The sequence below is a fragment of the Gelidibacter salicanalis genome (assembly GCF_007997285.1).
Lineage (GTDB): Bacteria > Bacteroidota > Bacteroidia > Flavobacteriales > Flavobacteriaceae > Gelidibacter > Gelidibacter salicanalis.
The window spans coordinates 683,791-704,214 of the sequence record NZ_VORX01000001.1 but is presented as its reverse complement, the minus strand read 5'-3'; the positions used below and the strand labels follow the sequence as shown (position 1 = coordinate 704,214).

Here is a 20,424-nt window from a genome sequence, read left to right as displayed (position 1 = left end):
AAGTACAATTCTTCGCCATTATAAACTGTTTTAAATACTTAAAAAAAATATAAAATACCGCTGTTTTGCAGAGTTCATATACTTTTCTCAAAACATCCCACTAGTGGAAAGTCATCGTTTCAATCGATTAAAAGCGATTCAAAATCAAAAAAAATATGTAGTTTTGAGCCTAATCGATTAGCGCATGAAATCTATCCAAATCTCTTTACTCATTTTAATTTTTAGCTTTTCCCATTTTGCAGTTGCTCAATATACAGAAGTTATCAATTCTAACAGACCTGGCGTCTCCCAAAGTGCTTTTTCCGTAGGTACTAATGTCCTGCAATTTGAAGCGGGTCCTTATCTATTTAAAGAAGAGCATACGCCTTTACAATATGATGTTTCAGGCTTTGGTGCCGATTTTGCTGCACGTTTTGGGTTGCTTTTTGAATCCTTAGAATTGAATATTCAGGGCACCTATCAAAATGACACCCAAACTATAAATTCCTCAGTGATTCCTCAAGAAATTGACCGTGGAAACTTCAAATATTTAACGGTTGGGGCAAAATATATGATCTACGATCCATACCGTAAAGCAGGTGAAGAAAAACCAAACTTATACAGCTGGAAAGCTAACCGTCAGTTTAAATGGAAATCCCTGATCCCTGCTGTTGCCGTTTATGCAGGCGCCAATTATGATACCAAAAACAACCCCTATACTGCACCAGGAATTGAAGGCTTTAGTCCGAAAGTAGCCGTTATATCTCAAAATAATTTTGCTGGAGGCTGGGTGTTTGTCATCAATTTGATAAAAGATAGAATTGGAACTGACCAGTCCGATTTTCAATACATTTTAACATTAACCCATTCTTTCAATCCACAATGGGCTATTTTTGGAGAAACGCAAGCTATAAAAAGTGATTTTTACGCCGATAACCTCTTCAGATTTGGAGGCGCTTACCTTTGGAACAAAAACTTTCAGTTGGACACGGCGTTAACATTTAACACCAAGGACACGCCCTCTGTTTTAGGCGTGAATTTTGGAATGTCGTATCGTTTAGATTTTCATGAAGACAAGGAAATTGACAATGGCGATCCTGCAAAAGATGCATTAAGACTTAAGGAACGCGCTATTCAAAGAAAAAAGGAAACTGACTTTAATAACGACGGCAATTTATAAGATCACTTTATGATTACAATTAAACAAGTAAGTTCCCCTAAAGAGTTAAAAGCGTTTGTAAAATTTCCTTTTGAGCTTTATAAAGATTCCACAAAATGGGTACCTCCTATTATCAAACAAGAATTAGAAACTTTTGACAAAAAGAAAAACCCGATCTTTAATGATGCCGAAGCAACTTTCTTTTTAGCGTACAAGGATAAGCAGATTGTTGGACGAGTTGCAGCCATTATCAATTGGCTGGAGGTAAAGCAGCAGAACCAGAAGAAAATGCGCTTTGGGTGGTTTGATGTTATTGATGATGTGGAAGTGACAAAAGCACTTTTAGAAAAAGTTCATGAGATTGGCAAAGCCAATAATCTGGATTATGTTGAAGGCCCCGTAGGCTTTTCAAATCTCGACAAAGTTGGGGTCATGACCGAAGGTTATGAACATCTTGGCAATATGATTACTTGGTATAATTATCCATACTATGTTAACCATTTTGAGGAACTGGGATACGCAGATGAGAAATTGTATTCTGAGAGCCGTTTTCCATTTTCCAATGTAAAGACGGAGCATTTCTATAAAGCTCAAGAACTCATTAAAAAACGCTATCAGCTGACCGCATTAGGCTTTACCAAAACAGAAGAAGTGATGCCTTATGTTGATAAAATGTTTGATCTTTTTAATCAGTCGTACGCCTCTTTATCCTCTTTCGTGGCTATTACGGATATTCAGAAAGAGTATTTCAAGAAAAAATTTATCAGTTTTGTCAATCCTGAGTACATTAAATTTGTGGTGGATAAGGAGGATACGCTTGTCGCTTTTGCCATCGTAATGCCATCTTTTGCAAGAGCCTTACAGAAAACCAAAGGAAAGCTATTTCCTTTTGGATTCACTCACATTTTACACGCAAAGAAGCACAGTAAAGAGGTTGTATTCTATTTAATAGGGATTCATCCGGAATATCAAAATAAAGGAGTTACAGCGGTTATATTCAATGAATACTACAATGTGTTTACCGAAAAAGGAATTGAAAATTGTGTGAGAACACCGGAATTGGAAGATAATTTAGCCATTCATCAAATTTGGAAGCATTTTAAACCAGAAGTATTTAAAAGGAGAAAGACGGTAAGAAAACCAATTGAGTAATCGCTTTCATCCTTACGACGATTTAGAATATATCCTGAGGTAGAACACAAAAAAATCCCAATATCTAATTGGGATTTTTTTATTGCATCTATATGTTAAACTAAACTATTCACCCATTGCTGCGGCAACAGAAGCGGATAATCTTTTGTAGGTACCATTTTCTAAACGCGTTCTAATTTCTTCAAAAGCATCTAAGGTTTCGTTAATATCAACTAAAGTGTGTGTCGCTGTAGGAATCATTCTCAATAGAATTAATCCTTTTGGAATTACTGGGTACACAACGATAGAACAGAAAATACCGTGATTTTCACGTAAGTCTTTTACCAAGGCCATTGCCTCAGGAATACTTCCTTTTAAATACACCGGCGTTACACAACTTTGAGTAGTACCGATATCGAACCCACGAGATTTAAGACCAGATTGTAAAGCATTGGTATTCTCCCAAAGCTTTTCTTTCAATTCTGGCATGGTTTTCAACATTTCCAAGCGTTTGCGAGCCCCAACTACCAATTGCATCTGTAGTGATTTCGCGAACATTTGAGAACGCAAATTATATTTTAAATAATCGATAATTTCTTGGTCTGCTGCAATAAATGCACCAGTACTTGCCAATGATTTTGCAAATGTCGCAAAGTATACATCAATATCTTTCTGCACTCCCTGCTCCTCACCAGCTCCAGCACCCGTTTTACCAAGTGTGCCGAAACCATGGGCATCATCTACTAAAAATCTGAAGTTATATTTTTTCTTAAGTTCAACAATTTCTTTTAAGCGGCCTTGCTCTCCACGCATTCCAAACACGCCTTCAGAAATCACAAGGATTCCTCCACCTGTTTGTTCCGCCATCTTAGTGGCACGTTCTAAGTTTTTTTCTAAACTTTCAACGTCATTATGCTTATAGGTAAAACGTTTTCCCATATGCAAGCGCACACCGTCAATAATACAGGCATGAGCATCTACATCATAAACAATAATATCATCTTTAGCCACTAAGGCGTCAATGGTAGAAACCATGCCTTGGTAACCGAAGTTTAAAAGATAAGAGGCTTCTTTATCAACAAATTCTGCTAATTCCTTCTGTAAGACTTCATGAAGATCTGTATGACCAGACATCATTCGCGCTCCCATTGGGTACGCGGAACCATAATCAGCTGCAGCTTGAGCATCCGTTTTCCTGACTTCAGGATGGTTTGCCAATCCTAGATAGTCATTGATACTCCATGTAATGACATCTTTGCCACGGAATTTCATACGGTTAGAGATTTGACCTTCCAATTTTGGAAATACAAAATAGCCTTCAGCCTGTGAAGCCCATTTACCTAGAGGGCCTTTATCTCTGTAAATTTTATCAAATAAGTCTTTCATGTAATATTAGTATTATTCGGACACACGCAGTCATCTTTCCCAACCTAGTTATAGGGTTAAAGTATTATGACCTCATCATCTTCAATTAGTCTAATTAGTTTGGGCAAAATTAACGAAATTACTTTTCATTGCATAATTTAGTTATAAACTGCTGTTTATAACATTTTCATGGGAAGAAAACCCTATAACAACAGTATTTGCTACATCTCTATAGCATTGTTATAGAACTATTTAATGTATTGTATGGTTTCTAAAGTGGCCACTTTCTCGCTGTCAAAAAAGCCTTGTTCTTCCATCCATTTATCACTATACACCTTACTCATATAGCGAGATCCGTGATCAGGAAAGATCACAACAACGGTATCTCCTACCTTAAACTCTCCTTCTTCCTTAAGTTGTTTTACAGCTTGCATCACTGCGCCACTTGTATACCCTACAAATAAGCCTTCAGTACGGGAAATTTCGCGTGCGGTGTGTGCACTTTCTTCATCCGTCACTTTTACAAATTCATCAATCACATCAAAATCAGTAGCTGTAGGAATTAAATTTTTCCCTAAGCCTTCAATTCTGTACGGATAAATTTCATCGCGGTCAAATTCGCGCGTTTCGTGATATTTTTTCAAAACTGAGCCATAAGCATCCACGCCTATCACTTTTATTTGAGGGTTCTGTTCTTTCAGGTATTTTCCCGTTCCAGAAATCGTACCTCCAGTACCACTAGCCGCGATTAAATGTGTGATTTGACCTTCGGTTTGTTTCCAAATTTCAGGGCCGGTACCGCTGTAATGCGCATCAATATTAAGTTGGTTAAAATACTGATTGATATAAATAGAACCTTTAGTTTCTTGGTGTAATCGTTTTGCTACTTCGTAGTATGATCTTGGATCATCAGCACTGACATGCGCAGGACATACGTAAACTTGCGCGCCCATCGATTTTAGCATGTCTATTTTATCTGGAGAAGATTTTGAACTAACTGCAAGAATACACTTGTAGCCTTTAACAATGCTCACCATGGCGATACTAAACCCAGTATTACCTGAAGTAGTCTCAATGATGGTATCTCCTGGAGTCAGGATACCTTGCCTTTCAGCTTCTTCTATAATATGTAGTGCAATACGATCTTTAGAAGAATGACCTGGATTGAAAGCTTCAACTTTAGCGTAAAACTCACCGCTATAATCGGCCGTCATTTTGTTTAATTTGATAAGAGGGGTATTACCAATAAGTTGCAATACATTATCAAATACCTGGATGTCTTTTTTCATACGTGTTTCTTAATCTTTACAATAGTACGTATAGTATCGCGTATGTTAACCTTTAAAGGTTTGTTTTATAAACTATGAAAAACATCGCGATTTCATAAATGCTATTCGCCGATTACAATTTAGAAAATTGCAACCTAAAACTTGGCAAAAGTACGATTTTTTTTCCGATTAGGAATGAATGTTCTCTAAGTCTAATAAAAAGGCATATTCTTCAGCATCTTCCTTTAAAGCCTCAAAGCGTCCAGATGCACCGCCATGCCCTGCTGTCATATTCGTTTTTAAGAGTAATATATTGTCATCTGTTTTGTAGACTCTCAATTTTGCTGCCCATTTAGCCGGCTCCCAATACTGAACTTGAGAATCGTGCAGTCCGGTAGTGATTAACATATGCGGATAGTCCTGTCGCTTCACATTATCATATGGCGAGTAGGATTTCATATACTCGTAATACGTAGGATCATTAGGATTTCCCCACTCATCGTATTCCCCAGTAGTTAACGGGATCGAGTCATCGAGCATGGTAGTGAGCACGTCTACAAAAGGTACTGCAGCTATAACACCATTAAATAATTCGGGTGCTTCATTAATGACAGCACCTACCAAAAGACCTCCTGCACTACCACCCAATGCGTAAAGATGTTTGGGAGAAGTGTAGTTTTCAGAAATTAAAAATTTGGAACATTCAATAAAGTCCGTAAATGTATTTTTCTTTTGAAGCAGTTTCCCGTCTTCATACCACATTCGGCCTAAATATTCACCACCTCTTACGTGAGCAATTGCATAAATAAAACCTCTATCTAACAGACTCAGTCGGATGCTAGAGAAATAAGGATCTATGGTATGACCGTAAGACCCGTAAGCATATAGCAACACCGGATTGCTACCATCCATTTTGATTCCTTTTTTGTATACCATTGAAATCGGCACTTTTACCCCATCAGCCGCGGTTGCCCAAACTCTTTCTGACGCGTAATTATCTTTATCGAAATTTGGATCTAAAACTTCTTGTTCTTTTAATATGGTTTTCTCTTTGGTTTCCATATTAAAATCGATGCTGGATGACGGCGTGGTCATGGAGTTATAACCATAACGCAATATATTGGTGTCAAACTCAACATTAGTTGCCGTATAAGCCGTATAAGTTTCATTATCAAAGGGCAAATAATAATCTTCAGTGCCGTCCCAACGTTTAATGCGAATGTGGTTCAATCCGTTGGAGCGTTCACTAATAACCAAAAAATCTTTAAAAATATCGATATCTTCAAGCAGCACCTCAGCTCTGTGGGGAATCACCTCTATCCAATTATTAAACTGCGTACGATCTTCTGGAGTTTTCATCAATTTAAAATTGACCGCGCCATCCGCATTGGTCACAATATAAAATTGATTTTCATAATGGGCTATACTATATTCCAAACCTCTGATACGCTCCTGAAAAACAGTAAATTCGCCATCAGGAATATCCGCATTCAGAATATGATATTCATTGGTTAGCGTGCTATAACACGCAATGATCAAGTATTTTTTTGACTTCGATTTGTACACGGCAACGCCAAAAGTATCGTCCTTTTCTTCAAAAATCAAGAGATCATTGCTATATGAGGTCCCTAATTTATGCTTAAAGACTTTGTCTGAACGAAGTGTTTTTTCATCCTTGACGGTATAAAATAAAGTTTTGTTATCATTGGCCCAGGTTGCAGATCCCGTGGTATTTGGTATTGCATCTGAAAACACTTCATCCGTCACCAAACTCTTAATTTGCAGGGTGTAATTGCGTCTTCCAACCGTATCGATACCAAACGCAATCATCGCGTTGTCTGGGCTTACGCTTAAACCTACCAGTTTAAAATAATCATAACCTTCTGCCATTATATTACAATCAAAAAGCACTTCTTCGGGATTGTTTAAGGCGTCTTTTTTACGAAGGTAAATGGGATAGTCTTTTCCTATCTCATATTTCACAATATACCAATACCCGTTAAATTTGTATGGAACTGACGAATCATCCTCCTTAATCCTAGCCTTCATTTCCTGAAAAAGTGAATGCTCAAAATCTTTATATTTAGCAGTCATTGCTTCATAATAGTCGTTTTCAGCATGTAAATAATCAATTACCTCTTCATTTTCGCGCTCGTTTAGCCAAAAATAGTCGTCTTGGCGTTCATCATCATGAATGCTCAGGGTTTTTAGGGCTTTTTTTGCTTGTGGGGGCTGAATATGATTTATCATTCTTATTTATTTAAAACGGATTGCAAAAGTACTCTTAATATATTGAGAGCACATAAAGCAAAGATAGAGAATTGCTCAAAAAAAAGGTATTGAAAATGTAATCGACCCTTAAAGGTGGTTTTGTGAGATTTATAACAGTTGGCATCTAAACGAATCCTAAATCTTTTCTTAATTTTGTTTTACTAATTTTAAAACTCAAGAATATGTTTGGAGATATGATGGGCATGATGAATAAACTCAAAGAGACCCAAAAAAAAGTAGAAGAAACCAAAGCGCGATTAAACCACGTGTTGGTGGATGAACAAAGTTCAGATGGCAAATTAAAAGTGTCTTTAACTGCCAATCGCACAATAAAATCTATAGCTATTGACGACGAATTGTTACAAGATAAAGAAATGCTAGAAGATTATTTGATCATGACTTTGAACAAGGCTATTGAAAAAGCGACTCAAGTTAATGAAGCGGAATTGGCAGCGGTGGCAAAAGATGGCATGCCGGACATCCCTGGCTTGGACATGTTTAAATAATATTTTTCTTATTTAAAAAAAAGGCGTTTCCAAATAATTGTATTGGGAAACGCCTTTTTTTTATACTTGTTTATAGGATTTATTTTTAATTTTAAACATGGGATTTAATAGTTTAAAGAAATAATAAAATCGGCTTTTCGAATTAAACAGCTTGCTCAAGGCTTGGTAAGGCAACCCATTATAATCCTTCCCTAAAAAAGAGGTTAAAGGATAAGCTTTAATTTCACTCATTTCCTCCATGCGAGCTTTGACTTCCTCAAAACTCATCGTAGATTCGATCATTCGTAGCATTGAAAAAAAGACGAAGCTTTGTTGCCTGGCTTTAATACGGGTAATGGCCTTAGGATTTCCATTAGAGTTTTCTAACTTTTCGATAATCGGAACGTGAACATTGGCCGCATTGTGAAGATCTCTGATCACTTTTAAATAATGCTTCGGTTCTTTACTAGTCATTGCTGTTCCTGGCCCAAACCGATGTCGGTGTGCATCTAATTTTAAATGCGCCATCCTTTTGGCCTCCAAGATCAACTGAAGTGAAAAAATAGCATCTTCCATCCACCCCGTTTCAATAAATCTGATGTTGGTACGCAGCAAGAATTCACGATTGGTTATAAACCACCAGATCTCTCCTCTATAATTGACGTTTGCTAAATAGTCTTCGCCATTTACAATTGGTGACAGCTCTTTATCACCAAAGGACACTCTAAATTCCTTATTTTTTACAAGGGTTTCTATTTTAGAGATCGCCGTAGAAAATGAAGTCGACAAAAATGTCAACATATCCAAATTATTGTTCTCACAGGTATCGATTAGTTTTTTTAAACTATTCTTGATGAGATAATCATCTGAATCAATAAAATAAATATATTTCCCAATAGCAAGGTCCATCCCACAATTTCTGGCGCTACCCACGCCACCGTTCTCTTTGTCGATAACTTTAATGTTGGTGTTATTTCTTGCATAGCTGTGCGCAATTTCGGCACTACTATCGGTTGAGCCATCATTCACCACTATAATCTCATACTCTTCAGGTCCCAGATCTTGGTTAAGCACGCTGTCTAAACATTGAGCAATGTATTTTTCAACATTATACACTGGTATGATGATACTTAATTTCATTAAATAGGGTTATGACTTAGGGTATACTAAGATATTGAAAACTTTATAAACAATAAATACTTGTTATAAAACATATACAACAAGTTATTAGGCTTTCATACACCTACACCAAAGAATAGAAAACATTTATAATCAGGGATCTAATTCTATAATCTTATAATTGTTTCAACACACTTAAAAATTTATCATGCATTTCATTTGTATAATCAAGGTGAGTGACGATGCGGAGTTTACCGCTGCCCATACTACTCAACTTAACACCTTTCTCCGCAAAGGTGTTTAAAAATTTCGCATCGTTATTTTTATCTTTTAATTCAAAAATAATGATGTTGGTTTCTACAGGGGCTACACTTTTAATGCTATCTAAGCCCGATAATACCTTGGCAATATCTTGTGCTTTTTGATGATCGTCACCTAATCTGTCCAAATGATAGTCCAGAGCATATAATCCGGCGGCAGCTAAATAGCCTACCTGACGCATGCCGCCGCCAAGAATTTTTCTGATGCGCAAGGCATTCTGCATTATTTCTTCATCCCCAATTAATACAGACCCTACAGGACATCCCAAACCTTTGCTTAAACATACGGACATGGTATCAAATAATTGCCCATAATCGCGAGCGGTTTCCGGTTTTGCCATTAAGGCATTCCAAATTCGAGCACCGTCCAGATGATAACCCAAGTGATGCTCATTACAAACCGTTCGAATTTTTTTTAATTCTTCAAAATCCCAGCAGGAACCTCCGCCCCTATTGGCTGTATTTTCTATTTCTACAAGTTTAGTGAGCGGACTGTGATAAAAATCGGGCGGATTAATGGCTTCAATAACTTGTTGGGCTGTAAACATACCGCGATGCCCATCTATCAACTTACAGGAAATCCCGCTATTAAATGAAGCGCCTCCACCTTCATAATGGTAAATATGGGCGTTGGAGTCGCAAATTACCTGATCTCCGGGATTGGTGTGCAATTTTAAAGCCGTTTGATTGGCCATGGTCCCCGTTGGGAAAAACAAGGCTTTTGGCTTCCCGAACATATCGGCTAATCGCTCTTCCAATGCGTTTACGGTCGGATCTTCTTTATATACATCATCCCCAACCTCTGCACGCATCATTGCATCCAACATGCCAGGCGTGGGTTTGGTTACGGTATCACTTCTTAAATCTATAATCATAATTTATTAATTTGAATTGTAATTACATACATCAGTACCTATTGGCGAACCATCAGGAATACGTGGTGCGGTTTCTAATTTAAAATTTTCAGGATGTTCGCGAAGCTGCAGAATAAGACGTTCGTATTGCGCTGCATAAACGGGTGCGACATATTTTTTATCCTTTAATATTTTAGAGATTTCATTAATTGCTGTATTTGCCTGAGCTTGAACCTGAAATATGGCAGCATCAGAAACAGCAAGATTCATAATGTATTTTAAGACAGTGACATTGATGGATTGTTGCACTTCATTATAATAGGCATCTTTATGTGTCTTCTCAAATGAGTTTTTGATAAGTTGCTGAAATACCTCCTCGAGGCCCAATTGTTTAGGGTCTAAACTTTTTTGTTGCACAAGTCGGTTGGCACGCTGCGGAATCAACAACAGTTCCAACACCATGTCGCTAGCGGTTTCTGAAGCACTTAAGGCATCAAAAGAGACACCGGTTTTTCCGGAAAACGATTCCCGAGTTTTTCCGTAACCAAAGGCCCGCGGTGGAAACAAATTCAATTTCTCTTTAGGTATGGCCAAGGTTTCAGCGCTGATGGTAAGCATCAAGGTTTCTAATGCTTCTTTTTGAAGATTTACTTCCAAAACTTTCGAAATAAGCTGATCATCACCTTTAACGGCATAGTTATAATCCAAACCACCAACCAATTTTGTAGTGGCTTCGGCTTGGTACCTGTGGAAGAAATAAAGCGGCACAAATACATCTTCTAAGACCGAATAGGGTTCATAAGTGCGAATATTGTCTTTAGAAAAATTAGCGATGGCCTGAGCGCGTACTTTAATAACACGATCCAATTCATCGGAAGCACTGGTTCCATTGTCCCATAAATGCGCATAGGCATGAGCGCCACCTGTAGCACGCGCATCCGTATCTGAAATAAAACGCAGCCCTTGTTCCTGGGCACTTTTTAAAATTTCACGTAAAGCTTCCTGCTCATCGGTGTCCTGATTAAATTCTGAATAACTATAAGCCACCGTGGTTTTATCCCAAATCCCAATGCCATCCGTATAGGCATGGTCTAAACTGATCTCCCCGTCTTTTAATGTCATTTTAGGATGCGGATAATCCATAACTGAAGCATCTGCCGTACTACTGGCAGCAAAATTATGGGCAAACCCGAGCGTATGACCTATTTCATGTGCACTTAATTGCCGAATTCTAGATAAGGCCATTTGCAGCATGGGCTCATTATTAGTATCATAGGTGGCAAAAGGTTGGTTCAATAACGCCTGAGCGATCATAAAATCCTGACGAATACGCAAACTCCCCAAGCTCACGTGTCCTTTAATGATTTCTCCTGTTCTAGGATCGACCACGGAGGCGCCGTAGCTCCATCCTCTCGTAGAACGGTGGACCCACTGAATCACATTATAACGACAATCCATAGGATCAGCATCTTCGGGAAGCATTTTAACTTGAAATGCATTTTTAAAACCAATCGCTTCATAAGCCTCGTTCCACCATCGGCCGCCTTCCAACAAAGCTGTTCGCACGGGTTCTGGTGTACCTGGATCTAAGTAATAAATAATGGGTTCAACCGCTTCACTCATGGGGAGTTCAGGGTTTTTCTTTTCCAATCGGTGCCGGATTGCAAACCGCTTGACAATCGGATCTTCAATTGGCGTCGCATAATCCATATAAGAGATAGAAATGGCACCACTACCCGGATCAAAAGTCCGTGGTTTATAATTGGCATCGGGAAGTTGAATAAAGGAATGGTGCTGAATCACACTCACTAAGGATGCTGTTGGGGTCACACTTTTAATATTCTGGCCTTTAGGTTCACCATCAAAAGTCAACAAGGCTTCAAACTCTACATTCTTAGGAAATGCTTTGGTACGCTCTAAAGACAGCGCACTTTTAGAAAGGTCCAATTTATAAGTGCCTTCATTTTGAGCTTTCAAACGGTCCACCACACCGTGGGTGTCCTGCATCAAAAATGGGGTCAAATCGATTACATAGTTACCGTTAATCGTATCTTCAATCTTAAAACCAAACAATACTGATGTTGCAAAAGCCTGCTCAATACTTTTCTTCTCTAGTGCATTATCAGTAATTGCTCTAAAATTTTGGTTGGGCTGCACTAGCAGCAACTTATGCCCCGCTTTCTTAAATTTCACCAGGCGTTCTGAGCCTAATTGTCCTCTGTCCAATCCGATGTCATTAGAACCTATTCCGCTGGCTAAACTGTTCACATAAAGAAACTCTTCATCTAAATTAGCAACTTCCAAATAAATTTTATCCTGCTGTTCTTCATAATAAAAATTAAAAAACCCTGTATAGGGTTCCACTTTTTTCTTCTTTAAAACTTGTGAGAATGAAGAGGTTGCACATAAAATAAAAACGCAAAGCAAGGTGTGTTTTTTCATAGCTGAGAATTAGCTCATAAATCTACATAAATTAACTTGAAAAATTTATCCCTAAATTTCTTTATCTGTCCTCAGTTTTAATGATATATTTGTGAAAAATTCACACTATTATGACTACATCTGATCAAATTAAAGGTCTTGTAGAACGCCTAGGAGCGTTGAGGAGGTATCTTTGACGTTGATGCCAAAACTATTGAGATAACCAACGAAGAAGAACAAACTTTTGACCCTAATTTTTGGAATGATTCTAAAGCTGCTGAGCTGGTGATGCGTTCCATTAGGGAGAAAAAAAGTTGGATTCAAGATTACAACGCGGCCAAAACTTTAGTTGAAGATTTGGAGGTGTTTTATGAATTCTACAAAGCCGAAGAACTTAGTGCGCAAGAATTAGAAACGCATTTTGATAAAACTGTAGCTCATATTGAGAAGCTAGAGTTTAAAAACATGCTTTCTGAAGAAGGCGATAGTTTAAGTGCGGTCCTTCAAATTACTGCCGGTGCTGGTGGGACTGAATCCTGTGATTGGGCAAGTATGCTCATGCGCATGTACTTAATGTATGCTGAAAACAGCGGATTTAAGGTCAAGGAATTGAACTATCAGGAAGGCGATGTTGCGGGAATTAAAACCGTAACTTTTGAAATTGATGGCGCTTTTGCCTTTGGTTGGCTAAAAGGTGAAAACGGCGTTCATAGATTGGTCCGCATTTCTCCTTTTGACAGTAATGCCAAACGCCATACCAGTTTTGCTTCAGTTTATGTTTATCCTCTTGTAGATGATACTATAGAAATTGATATCAACCCTGCCGATATTGAAATTACTACGGCGCGCTCAAGTGGTGCCGGTGGTCAGAATGTCAACAAGGTAGAAACCAAAGTACAATTGACGCATAAACCTACAGGCATCCAGATTTCTTGTTCTGAAACCCGTTCACAACATGATAACAGATCGCGGGCCATGCAAATGTTGAAATCGCAGTTGTATGAGATTGAACTGCAAAAGCAATTGGCGCAACGTGAAGATATTGAAGCTGGAAAAATGAAGATTGAATGGGGCAGCCAGATTCGCAATTACGTGATGCATCCCTACAAATTGGTGAAGGACGTGAGAACTGGTCATGAAACCGGAAATGTAGATAATGTGATGGATGGTGAAATTGACGAATTTTTGAAAGCTTACTTAATGATGATGGGTCAGAAGGATGAAAATCCGAACGATTTATAACCTAACGTGTTGTAATGATTATCTTGTGACCACTTATCATACGTATTTTGAACATTATTAATTATTAATAGTATAAAGATGAATAGTATTGACACGATCATTTTTGATTTGGGAGGCGTTCTAATTGATTGGAATCCTGAGTATGTCTATTTAGACGTTTTTCAGGGAGACCGAGATAAAATGCAAGCGTTTTTTGATACCGTTTGTACTCACGATTGGAACGAGAATCAAGATGCTGGATATCCATTGGCCAAGGCCACAGAAGAACGCATCGCCTTGTTTCCTGAGCATGAAGAGTTGATTAAAATGTTTTACGGACGTTGGGAAGACATGTTGGGCGAAGCCATTGAAGGAACCGTGGCAATTTTGAAAAAGCTAATCGATAATAAAGATTACAAAGTCGTGGCTCTCACCAATTGGAGCCATGAAACATTTCCAATCGCTTTGGAGCGTTTTGAGTTTTTGCATTGGTTTGAAGGAATTATTGTTTCTGGTGAAGAAAAAACCCGAAAACCTTTTAAAGACATCTATGAATTGACCCTGAGCCGTTTTGATATTGAAGCCAATCGAGCTGTTTTTATTGATGACAACCTTCGGAATATTATTGCCGCCAAAGATATGGGCATCAACACAATTCTATTTAAAGATCCAGAAAATTTAGCAGCTGATCTCAAGGCCCTGAACATCCAACTTTAAAATCTATTTATAACTTTCAACATTGTTGAGGTCATCAAATTGCCTAATTTTGAGTATCACATAAAATCTTGACTCATGATTTCCATTTATCACAATCCCCGTTGCAGTAAATCGAGAGAAGCGCTACAAATTCTCGAAGAAAACTCTACAAATTTTGAGGTGATCAAATATCTGGAAGATACTTTTGATCAGGAAGCATTGGAAAACGTTATTAGCCTTTTAGGCATCAAACCAATTGAACTGATCAGAAAAAATGAGTCTATTTGGAAAGAAAAATACAAGGATTTAGATCTTTCGGATAATGACCTCATTGCCGCCATGGTAAAACACCCTAAATTAATCGAACGACCAATTGTTGTAAATGGCAAGAAAGCCATAATTGGTAGGCCTCCACAAAACATCCTTAACATCCTTTAAGGGTAGCTTTAACACAACTTTAACCAAACCCCATTAAACCAAGTTCTATTTTTGCACTCTCAATAATAAACCCTATTTATTATGGTTGCAAAACTAGTCAAGGTTACTCTTTTGATGCTTGTTTTAAGCGTCTCTCCCGCGCATGCACAGAAAAAAGAAGCTATGGAAAAAGAGCGGGAACAGTATATGGAAAAACAAATGGATCAGTACCGCGAGCGTGTTGACACCTTTGTTAAACTTCTACACGTTGACGATTTTAAAGGTCAAATCATCAAACAAAAAATAGATGAGTTTTATGAAAAACGTCATAAAATTTATAGTTCTGATAGTTACAAGGCAATAGAGAAAGAATCTGTGATTGAGGAGATGAAAATTTCTCATTTTGCTGATGTCAGTGAATTGTATTCAGAGGAAACTATCAGTTCCATCCACCGCTTTCTAAGTGATAATAAAACCGAAATAAAAAAATTGCAGAAAACTAAAACCAAAAAAAATAACTAAATAATAATGAAACTAATTCCCTACGTATTTACCCTACTATTTGTATTTACATCACATCTCGTGTTCGCCCAGCAAGAGGTTAGCGTTACCGGCGTTGTCATGGACAACGATGTAAACCAACCGCTGGAGTATGCTACCATTGCCTTTTTCAGCAAGGTTGAAAACAGAATTGTCACCGGTGGTATTACTAACCTTGATGGTAAATTTGATATTAAAGTTCCTAAAGGCACTTATGACATATCTATTGAGTACATATCTTACGGTACCAAAAAAATTCCAAACAAAACTATCAATCAGAATACTGACTTAGGTGTGATGGGCATTGCCATTGATGCACAATCTTTGGGTGAAGTATCAATTGTTGCTGAACGTACCACGGTCGAAATTAAATTAGACAAGAAAATATACAATGTTGGTCAAGACCTTACCGTTAGAGGCGGAACTGTGAGTGACGTTTTAGATAACGTGCCTTCCGTATCTGTCGATGTTGAAGGGAACGTCTCTTTAAGAGGGAATGAAAACGTTACAATTTTAATCAACGGGAAACCATCAGGCTTGGTAGGCTTAAATTCTACCGATGCGTTGCGTCAATTACCGGCAGAATCAATAGAGCGTGTTGAGGTGATTACGTCTCCATCAGCAAGATATGATGCTGAAGGTACGGGTGGAATTTTAAATATCATCTTAAGAAGAAGTAAACTTCAAGGATTCAACGGCGCCATAACTGCAAACGCTGGCTATCCTACAACGGCTGGTGTGTCAGGTAATATCAATTACAGAACTGGCGATTTCAACTTCTTCAACACCACTTCTTATACCTATAGAGAATCTCCAGGAAAATCCTCCACAGAAACTCAATATTTCAACAACAGATTTGACACTAATGGCAATCTTATTGAGGACAGGCCTGATACCTTCTTAAATGAAAAAGGCGAATCTGAAAGACAAGATAAAAACTTTACAACTAACGTTGGTGTGGAGTGGTATATTAATGATTCTGCATCATTAACTACCTCTTTGGTCTATAGAAATAGTGATCAGGAGAATAACAGTACAAATATCAGTAGAGAATTTGATGCCAGCAATAACTTTCTCTCTTCTTCTGAACGTTTTAATCCTGAAGTTGAAGATGATAAAACCATTCAATATTCGGTAAACTTCAATAAGCAGTTTAAAGACAATAGCCAACATAAATTGACCTTCGATTTTCAATACGAAACCAATGATGAAAATGAGCGTTCATTAATTTCTCAAGATGGAGCAACCGTAGAACGTGTACAAATGCTACAGAATCAAAATAAAGTTTTATTACAAGCAGATTACGTGCATCCAATTGGAGAAAACAGCCAATTTGAATTAGGATACCGTGGAAATTTCAATGAAATGGATACGGACTATAGTTTAGAATTTTATGAAGACAATCAATTTGAATTGGACACTGATGTCAGTAATAATTTGATCTATAGAGATTATATCAATGCGGTTTACACCCAGTTTGGAAGTAAGATTGGTAATAAGTTTTCTTATTTGATGGGCTTACGTATGGAAGGATCACGTGTAACAATCGATCAAAAAACAACCAATGATCTTCAGAAAAAGGATTATGTTGGGTTATTCCCAACACTTAATTTAGGCTATGAAATTAATAAGGATCAAAGTTTACAATTAGGATATAACAGACGTATCCGTAGACCATATTCTCGATTTATCAATCCATTTCCATCAAGAAGCAGCCCAACCAGCGTATTCCAAGGAAACCCAGATATCGACCCTAGTTATTCTAACAAAATAGATTTAGGATATTTATGGAACTTCAGTAAGTTTACTTTAAATTCTTCAATTTATTACGAAAGAGCAACGGACGTATTTAGCTTTATCAGCGAACCTACTGGCGATTTCTACATTAGAGATATCAATTATACCATCAACGAAAATGATCCAACATTTGGTGATGTATCCGCTCAACACGAAAGTGTTATTCCGGTCATCAGAAGAACGCCTATCAATTTAGCGACCAACGATCGTTATGGTTTTGAATTTACATTATCCTACCGTCCTTCTAAAAAGTGGAACATGAATGGTAACTTTAATTTATACCAATCTAAAACAGAAGGTTTTTATAATGACACGGATTACGGTGCTGAAAACTTGAGCTGGTTTGTAAGATTTAATAACAAATTTACCCTACCGGGCGGTATTGATTGGCAAACACGTTTATTCTATATGGGGCCAAGTGAAGATGCACAAAACAAAAGAGATGGCATGTTCTCTACTGATTTTGCCTTCAGTAAGGATGTGTTTGATGAGCGTGCCTCAATTGCATTTAATGTGAGTGATGTATTCAATACCAGAAAGAGATCAATGGAATCTTTTACTCCTACATTTATCAGTGCCTCAGAGTACCAATGGAGACAGCGTAGTTTTAACCTATCATTCACGTACCGTTTCAACCAACAAAAGAAACAACAACGTAGTATGGAGCGCAGCAACGGTGGTGACGACATGGATTTTGAAGGATAATAACTTTCACAATAAAGCACAAAAAAGCGGTTTCAAATTGAAACCGCTTTTTTAATATCTGGTATTTAAATTATTGTTACTTTGAGCTCATTGATGCTCTCTTAGCTTTACGCTCTGCTTTTATTTCCTTAAAACGTTCCATTGATGAACCAAAAATCCAATAAGGAATTACGAAAGTCATCAAAAATATCATTAACCAGAACCCAATGGTTAAAATGGTTAAAAATGCTAAAAATCCTAAATATTGGTCAAAATCAAACATGCTGAGAGTTGTTTTTAATAATTAAAGCAAAGATATAAGAAAGCATTGTGTTTTACAATACCAAAATTAACTTTTATTAACAAGGTTGTTAAAAGCCTAGTTCTTGTTAGGCTGTGGCGTCATTCTTAAATAAGGACGCACTTCATTAAAACCTTTAGGGAACATCTTCTTAGCCTCCTCACTACTAACTGCAGGTACAATGACACAATCATCGCCATCAGTCCAATTAGCCGGTGTTGCAACTTTATGGTAGGCAGTCAATTGTAAGGAATCTATTACACGAAGCAACTCATCAAAGTTTCTACCTGTAGATGCTGGATACGTAATGGTTAATTTAACTGTTTTATCAGGTGCGATAACAAAAACTGATCTCACCGTATGTTTACTGTCAGCATTGGGATGAATCATATCATACAAATTAGATACCTTGTGATCTTCATCAGCAATAATCGGGAAGTTTACGGTAGTATTTTGAGTAGCGTTAATATCCTTTATCCAATCCTTATGAGATTCTAAACCGTCAACACTTAAAGCAATAACTTTAGTATTCCGTTTATCAAATTCTTTTTTGTACTTCGCCACGGCACCAAGTTCAGTAGTACATACTGGTGTATAATCTGCAGGATGGGAAAATAAAATACCCCAGCTATCTCCTAGCCACTCATGAAAGTTTATATCGCCCTCCGTTGTTTCGGCTGTAAAATTTGGAGCTTCATCACCTAATCGAATCGTTTTCATAAAAATAGTGTTTTTAGTAATTAATATATCTAAAGGTAAGTATAATTGCTAAGGCTACATATGAAAGAATTGTTAATTGTAGACTGACTTGGAGGTATCAGTTTCATTTTCAATCACGTTCAAATATATCCATTTTTAGATAGAGCAAAGCATCTTTTCCTCTTATTAATCACCAAACTAATGTGGATAATTCATAAAATTAAACCCTCAAAACAATTCTTTAATCGTCCTCAAAATCTTAACTTTGTGTAGTAATTAATCATCTAAGTATTATGGAATACAGAATTGAAAAAGACACAATGGGAGATGTTAAGGTCCCTGCAGATAAACTTTGGGGCGCACAAACTGAACGTTCCCGAAACAATTTTAAAATTGGTGCTCCTGCATCTATGCCTTTAGAAATCATTCACGGTTTTGCCTATCTTAAAAAAGCAGCCGCGTTTACCAATTGCGAATTAGGAGTTTTACCTGAAGAAAAGCGCGACCTGATTGCTCAAGTCTGTGACGAGATTTTAGAAGGAAAACATGATGACCAATTTCCGTTGGTAATTTGGCAAACAGGTTCTGGGACCCAAAGTAATATGAATGTTAATGAAGTGATTGCCAATAGAGCACAGCAATTGGCAGACAAGAAAATTGGCGATGATGAGCCTGTCATTAAAGCTAATGATGATGTTAACAAATCACAATCTTCTAATGATACGTTTCCTACCGGAATGCATATCGCTATATATAAAAAAGTTGTTGAAAACACCATTCAAGGAGTCATTCAACTCCGCAATACGCTCCATAACAAAGCTGGCGAATTTAAAGACGTTGTTAAAATTGGACGTACTCACTTAATGGATGCTACGCCTATTACACTAGGCCAAGAAATTTCAGGTTATGTTGCACAATTGGACTATGGTTTAAAAGCTTTACAAAACACCTTACCGCACTTAAGTGAAGTCGCTTTAGGCGGAACTGCCGTAGGTACAGGCTTAAATACTCCAAAGGGATACAGTAAATTGGTAGCTGATTACATTGCAAAATTTACGGAGTTACCGTTTGTAACAGCTCCAAATAAATTTGAAGCGCTTGCTGCTCATGATGCCTTGGTTGAAACCCACGGTGCATTAAAGCAATTGGCTGTAAGTTTAAATAAGATTGCGAACGATATCCGTATGATGGCTTCTGGACCAAGAAGTGGTATTGGCGAAATCATCATCCCTGCAAATGAACCTGGAAGTTCTATCATGCCTGGAAAAGTAAATCCAACCCAATGCGAAGCGTTAACTATGGTGTGTGCACAAGTTATGGGGAATGACGTTGCCGTAACCGTTGGTGGCACGCAAGGCCATTATGAATTGAACGTTTTTAAACCGATAATGGCTGCTAACGTTTTACAATCTGCGCAACTTTTAGGTGATGCCTGCAGAAGTTTCGACGAGCATTGTGCCCAAGGTATTGAGCCGAATCACGATGTGATTAAGCACCTTTTGAATAATTCATTAATGTTGGTGACAGCGTTAAACACTAAAATTGGCTATTACAAAGCTGCTGAAATCGCCAATACAGCGCATAAAAATGGTACAACCTTAAAACAGGAAGCGGTCAATTTAGGCTACGTTACTGCCGAAGACTATGACGAATGGGTAAAACCTGAAGAGATGGTTGGCGGACTAAAATAAGAACGC

At 37.6% G+C, this 20,424-nt stretch carries 17 protein-coding genes; 9 read left to right on the top strand and 8 right to left on the bottom strand.

Going from position 1 to position 20,424, the window contains the following annotated elements; genetic code table 11:
• Positions 1–184: 184 nt before the first annotated feature.
• Both ES711_RS03085 and ES711_RS03080 read left to right on the top strand, forming a co-directional pair.
• Complete coding sequence (locus ES711_RS03085) at positions 185–1,159, top strand: transporter (protein WP_146889755.1); 975 nt, start codon at positions 185–187, stop codon at positions 1,157–1,159.
• A gap of 9 nt (positions 1,160–1,168) precedes the next feature.
• The gene (locus tag ES711_RS03080; protein ID WP_146889752.1) at positions 1,169–2,290 is read left to right on the top strand and encodes a GTP cyclohydrolase; all 1,122 of its coding nucleotides are present in this window, start codon (positions 1,169–1,171) and stop codon (positions 2,288–2,290) included.
• Positions 2,291–2,395: 105 nt separating this feature from the next.
• Here the strand turns inward: ES711_RS03080 and ES711_RS03075 are convergent, their stop codons facing one another.
• From ES711_RS03075 to ES711_RS03065, 3 genes are all read right to left on the bottom strand, one after another.
• Positions 2,396–3,655: an aminotransferase class I/II-fold pyridoxal phosphate-dependent enzyme gene (locus ES711_RS03075; RefSeq protein WP_146889749.1), complete on the bottom strand. Its 1,260-nt coding sequence runs from the start codon at positions 3,653–3,655 to the stop codon at positions 2,396–2,398.
• A gap of 227 nt (positions 3,656–3,882) precedes the next feature.
• Complete coding sequence (locus tag ES711_RS03070) at positions 3,883–4,923, bottom strand: PLP-dependent cysteine synthase family protein (protein ID WP_146889746.1); 1,041 nt, start codon at positions 4,921–4,923, stop codon at positions 3,883–3,885.
• 168 nt (positions 4,924–5,091) lie between these two features.
• Entirely contained in the window at positions 5,092–7,152 is a 2,061-nt protein-coding gene (locus ES711_RS03065; protein ID WP_146889743.1) for a S9 family peptidase, read from the bottom strand.
• A gap of 203 nt (positions 7,153–7,355) precedes the next feature.
• Between ES711_RS03065 and ES711_RS03060 the strand changes: the two genes are divergently transcribed.
• Positions 7,356–7,679, top strand: a complete 324-nt coding sequence (locus ES711_RS03060) for a YbaB/EbfC family nucleoid-associated protein (protein ID WP_146889740.1) — start codon at positions 7,356–7,358, stop codon at positions 7,677–7,679.
• A 60-nt stretch (positions 7,680–7,739) separates the two neighbouring features.
• On the opposite strand, the gene ES711_RS03055 is transcribed toward ES711_RS03060, so the two are convergent.
• The 3 genes from ES711_RS03055 to ES711_RS03045 all read right to left on the bottom strand — a co-directional run bounded on the left by ES711_RS03055 (position 7,740) and on the right by ES711_RS03045 (position 12,393).
• Complete coding sequence (locus ES711_RS03055) at positions 7,740–8,798, bottom strand: glycosyltransferase (RefSeq protein ID WP_146889738.1); 1,059 nt, start codon at positions 8,796–8,798, stop codon at positions 7,740–7,742.
• Positions 8,799–8,952: 154 nt separating this feature from the next.
• The gene (locus ES711_RS03050) at positions 8,953–9,972 is read right to left on the bottom strand and encodes a threonine aldolase family protein (RefSeq protein ID WP_146889735.1); all 1,020 of its coding nucleotides are present in this window, start codon (positions 9,970–9,972) and stop codon (positions 8,953–8,955) included.
• Positions 9,973–9,978: 6 nt separating this feature from the next.
• Positions 9,979–12,393, bottom strand: a complete 2,415-nt coding sequence (locus ES711_RS03045) for a zinc-dependent metalloprotease (RefSeq protein ID WP_146889733.1) — start codon at positions 12,391–12,393, stop codon at positions 9,979–9,981.
• A gap of 110 nt (positions 12,394–12,503) precedes the next feature.
• Between ES711_RS03045 and prfB the strand changes: the two genes are divergently transcribed.
• The 5 genes from prfB to ES711_RS03020 all read left to right on the top strand — a co-directional run bounded on the left by prfB (position 12,504) and on the right by ES711_RS03020 (position 17,748).
• A protein-coding gene (gene prfB / locus ES711_RS03040) for a peptide chain release factor 2 (RefSeq protein ID WP_146889730.1) occupies positions 12,504–13,614 on the top strand; the annotation gives its coding sequence in 2 pieces (ribosomal slippage) (positions 12,504–12,566 and positions 12,568–13,614; 1,110 coding nt in all).
• A 78-nt stretch (positions 13,615–13,692) separates the two neighbouring features.
• Positions 13,693–14,310 carry an HAD family hydrolase gene (locus tag ES711_RS03035; RefSeq protein ID WP_146889727.1) on the top strand — a complete coding sequence of 206 codons (618 nt, stop codon included), beginning with the start codon at positions 13,693–13,695 and terminating at the stop codon, positions 14,308–14,310.
• Between the two features lie 75 nt (positions 14,311–14,385).
• The gene (gene arsC, locus ES711_RS03030) at positions 14,386–14,727 is read left to right on the top strand and encodes an arsenate reductase (glutaredoxin) (RefSeq protein ID WP_146889725.1); all 342 of its coding nucleotides are present in this window, start codon (positions 14,386–14,388) and stop codon (positions 14,725–14,727) included.
• A gap of 81 nt (positions 14,728–14,808) precedes the next feature.
• Positions 14,809–15,228: a hypothetical protein gene (locus ES711_RS03025; protein WP_146889722.1), complete on the top strand. Its 420-nt coding sequence runs from the start codon at positions 14,809–14,811 to the stop codon at positions 15,226–15,228.
• Positions 15,229–15,234: 6 nt separating this feature from the next.
• The gene (locus ES711_RS03020; RefSeq protein ID WP_146889720.1) at positions 15,235–17,748 is read left to right on the top strand and encodes a TonB-dependent receptor domain-containing protein; all 2,514 of its coding nucleotides are present in this window, start codon (positions 15,235–15,237) and stop codon (positions 17,746–17,748) included.
• Between the two features lie 76 nt (positions 17,749–17,824).
• Here ES711_RS03020 and ES711_RS03015 read toward each other — a convergent pair whose 3' ends face one another.
• Entirely contained in the window at positions 17,825–18,010 is a 186-nt protein-coding gene (locus tag ES711_RS03015; protein WP_146889717.1) for a hypothetical protein, read from the bottom strand.
• Between the two features lie 96 nt (positions 18,011–18,106).
• Positions 18,107–18,748 (bottom strand): peroxiredoxin, encoded by a 642-nt coding sequence (locus ES711_RS03010; RefSeq protein ID WP_146889715.1) that lies wholly within the window; start codon positions 18,746–18,748, stop codon positions 18,107–18,109.
• Between the two features lie 272 nt (positions 18,749–19,020).
• On the opposite strand from ES711_RS03010, the gene fumC reads away from it, so the two are divergent.
• Positions 19,021–20,418 (top strand): class II fumarate hydratase, encoded by a 1,398-nt coding sequence (fumC, locus tag ES711_RS03005; protein ID WP_146889712.1) that lies wholly within the window; start codon positions 19,021–19,023, stop codon positions 20,416–20,418.
• The last annotated feature ends 6 nt before the right edge of the window (positions 20,419–20,424 follow it).

Bases quoted from the DNA above. Each gene is read 5' to 3' on its own strand.
- ES711_RS03065 (WP_146889743.1), bottom strand. From the start codon at position 7,152: ATGATAAATCATATTCAGCCCCCACAAGCAAAAAAAGCCCTAAAAACC.
- ES711_RS03055 (WP_146889738.1), bottom strand. From the start codon at position 8,798: ATGAAATTAAGTATCATCATACCAGTGTATAATGTTGAAAAATACATT.
- ES711_RS03020 (WP_146889720.1), top strand. From the start codon at position 15,235: ATGAAACTAATTCCCTACGTATTTACCCTACTATTTGTATTTACATCA.
- ES711_RS03050 (WP_146889735.1), bottom strand. From the start codon at position 9,972: ATGATTATAGATTTAAGAAGTGATACCGTAACCAAACCCACGCCTGGC.
- ES711_RS03025 (WP_146889722.1), top strand. From the start codon at position 14,809: ATGGTTGCAAAACTAGTCAAGGTTACTCTTTTGATGCTTGTTTTAAGC.
- ES711_RS03010 (WP_146889715.1), bottom strand. From the start codon at position 18,748: ATGAAAACGATTCGATTAGGTGATGAAGCTCCAAATTTTACAGCCGAA.
- ES711_RS03035 (WP_146889727.1), top strand. From the start codon at position 13,693: ATGAATAGTATTGACACGATCATTTTTGATTTGGGAGGCGTTCTAATT.
- ES711_RS03070 (WP_146889746.1), bottom strand. From the start codon at position 4,923: ATGAAAAAAGACATCCAGGTATTTGATAATGTATTGCAACTTATTGGT.
- ES711_RS03060 (WP_146889740.1), top strand. From the start codon at position 7,356: ATGTTTGGAGATATGATGGGCATGATGAATAAACTCAAAGAGACCCAA.
- fumC (WP_146889712.1), top strand. From the start codon at position 19,021: ATGGAATACAGAATTGAAAAAGACACAATGGGAGATGTTAAGGTCCCT.
- ES711_RS03085 (WP_146889755.1), top strand. From the start codon at position 185: ATGAAATCTATCCAAATCTCTTTACTCATTTTAATTTTTAGCTTTTCC.
- ES711_RS03045 (WP_146889733.1), bottom strand. From the start codon at position 12,393: ATGAAAAAACACACCTTGCTTTGCGTTTTTATTTTATGTGCAACCTCT.
- ES711_RS03015 (WP_146889717.1), bottom strand. From the start codon at position 18,010: ATGTTTGATTTTGACCAATATTTAGGATTTTTAGCATTTTTAACCATT.
- arsC (WP_146889725.1), top strand. From the start codon at position 14,386: ATGATTTCCATTTATCACAATCCCCGTTGCAGTAAATCGAGAGAAGCG.
- ES711_RS03075 (WP_146889749.1), bottom strand. From the start codon at position 3,655: ATGAAAGACTTATTTGATAAAATTTACAGAGATAAAGGCCCTCTAGGT.
- ES711_RS03080 (WP_146889752.1), top strand. From the start codon at position 1,169: ATGATTACAATTAAACAAGTAAGTTCCCCTAAAGAGTTAAAAGCGTTT.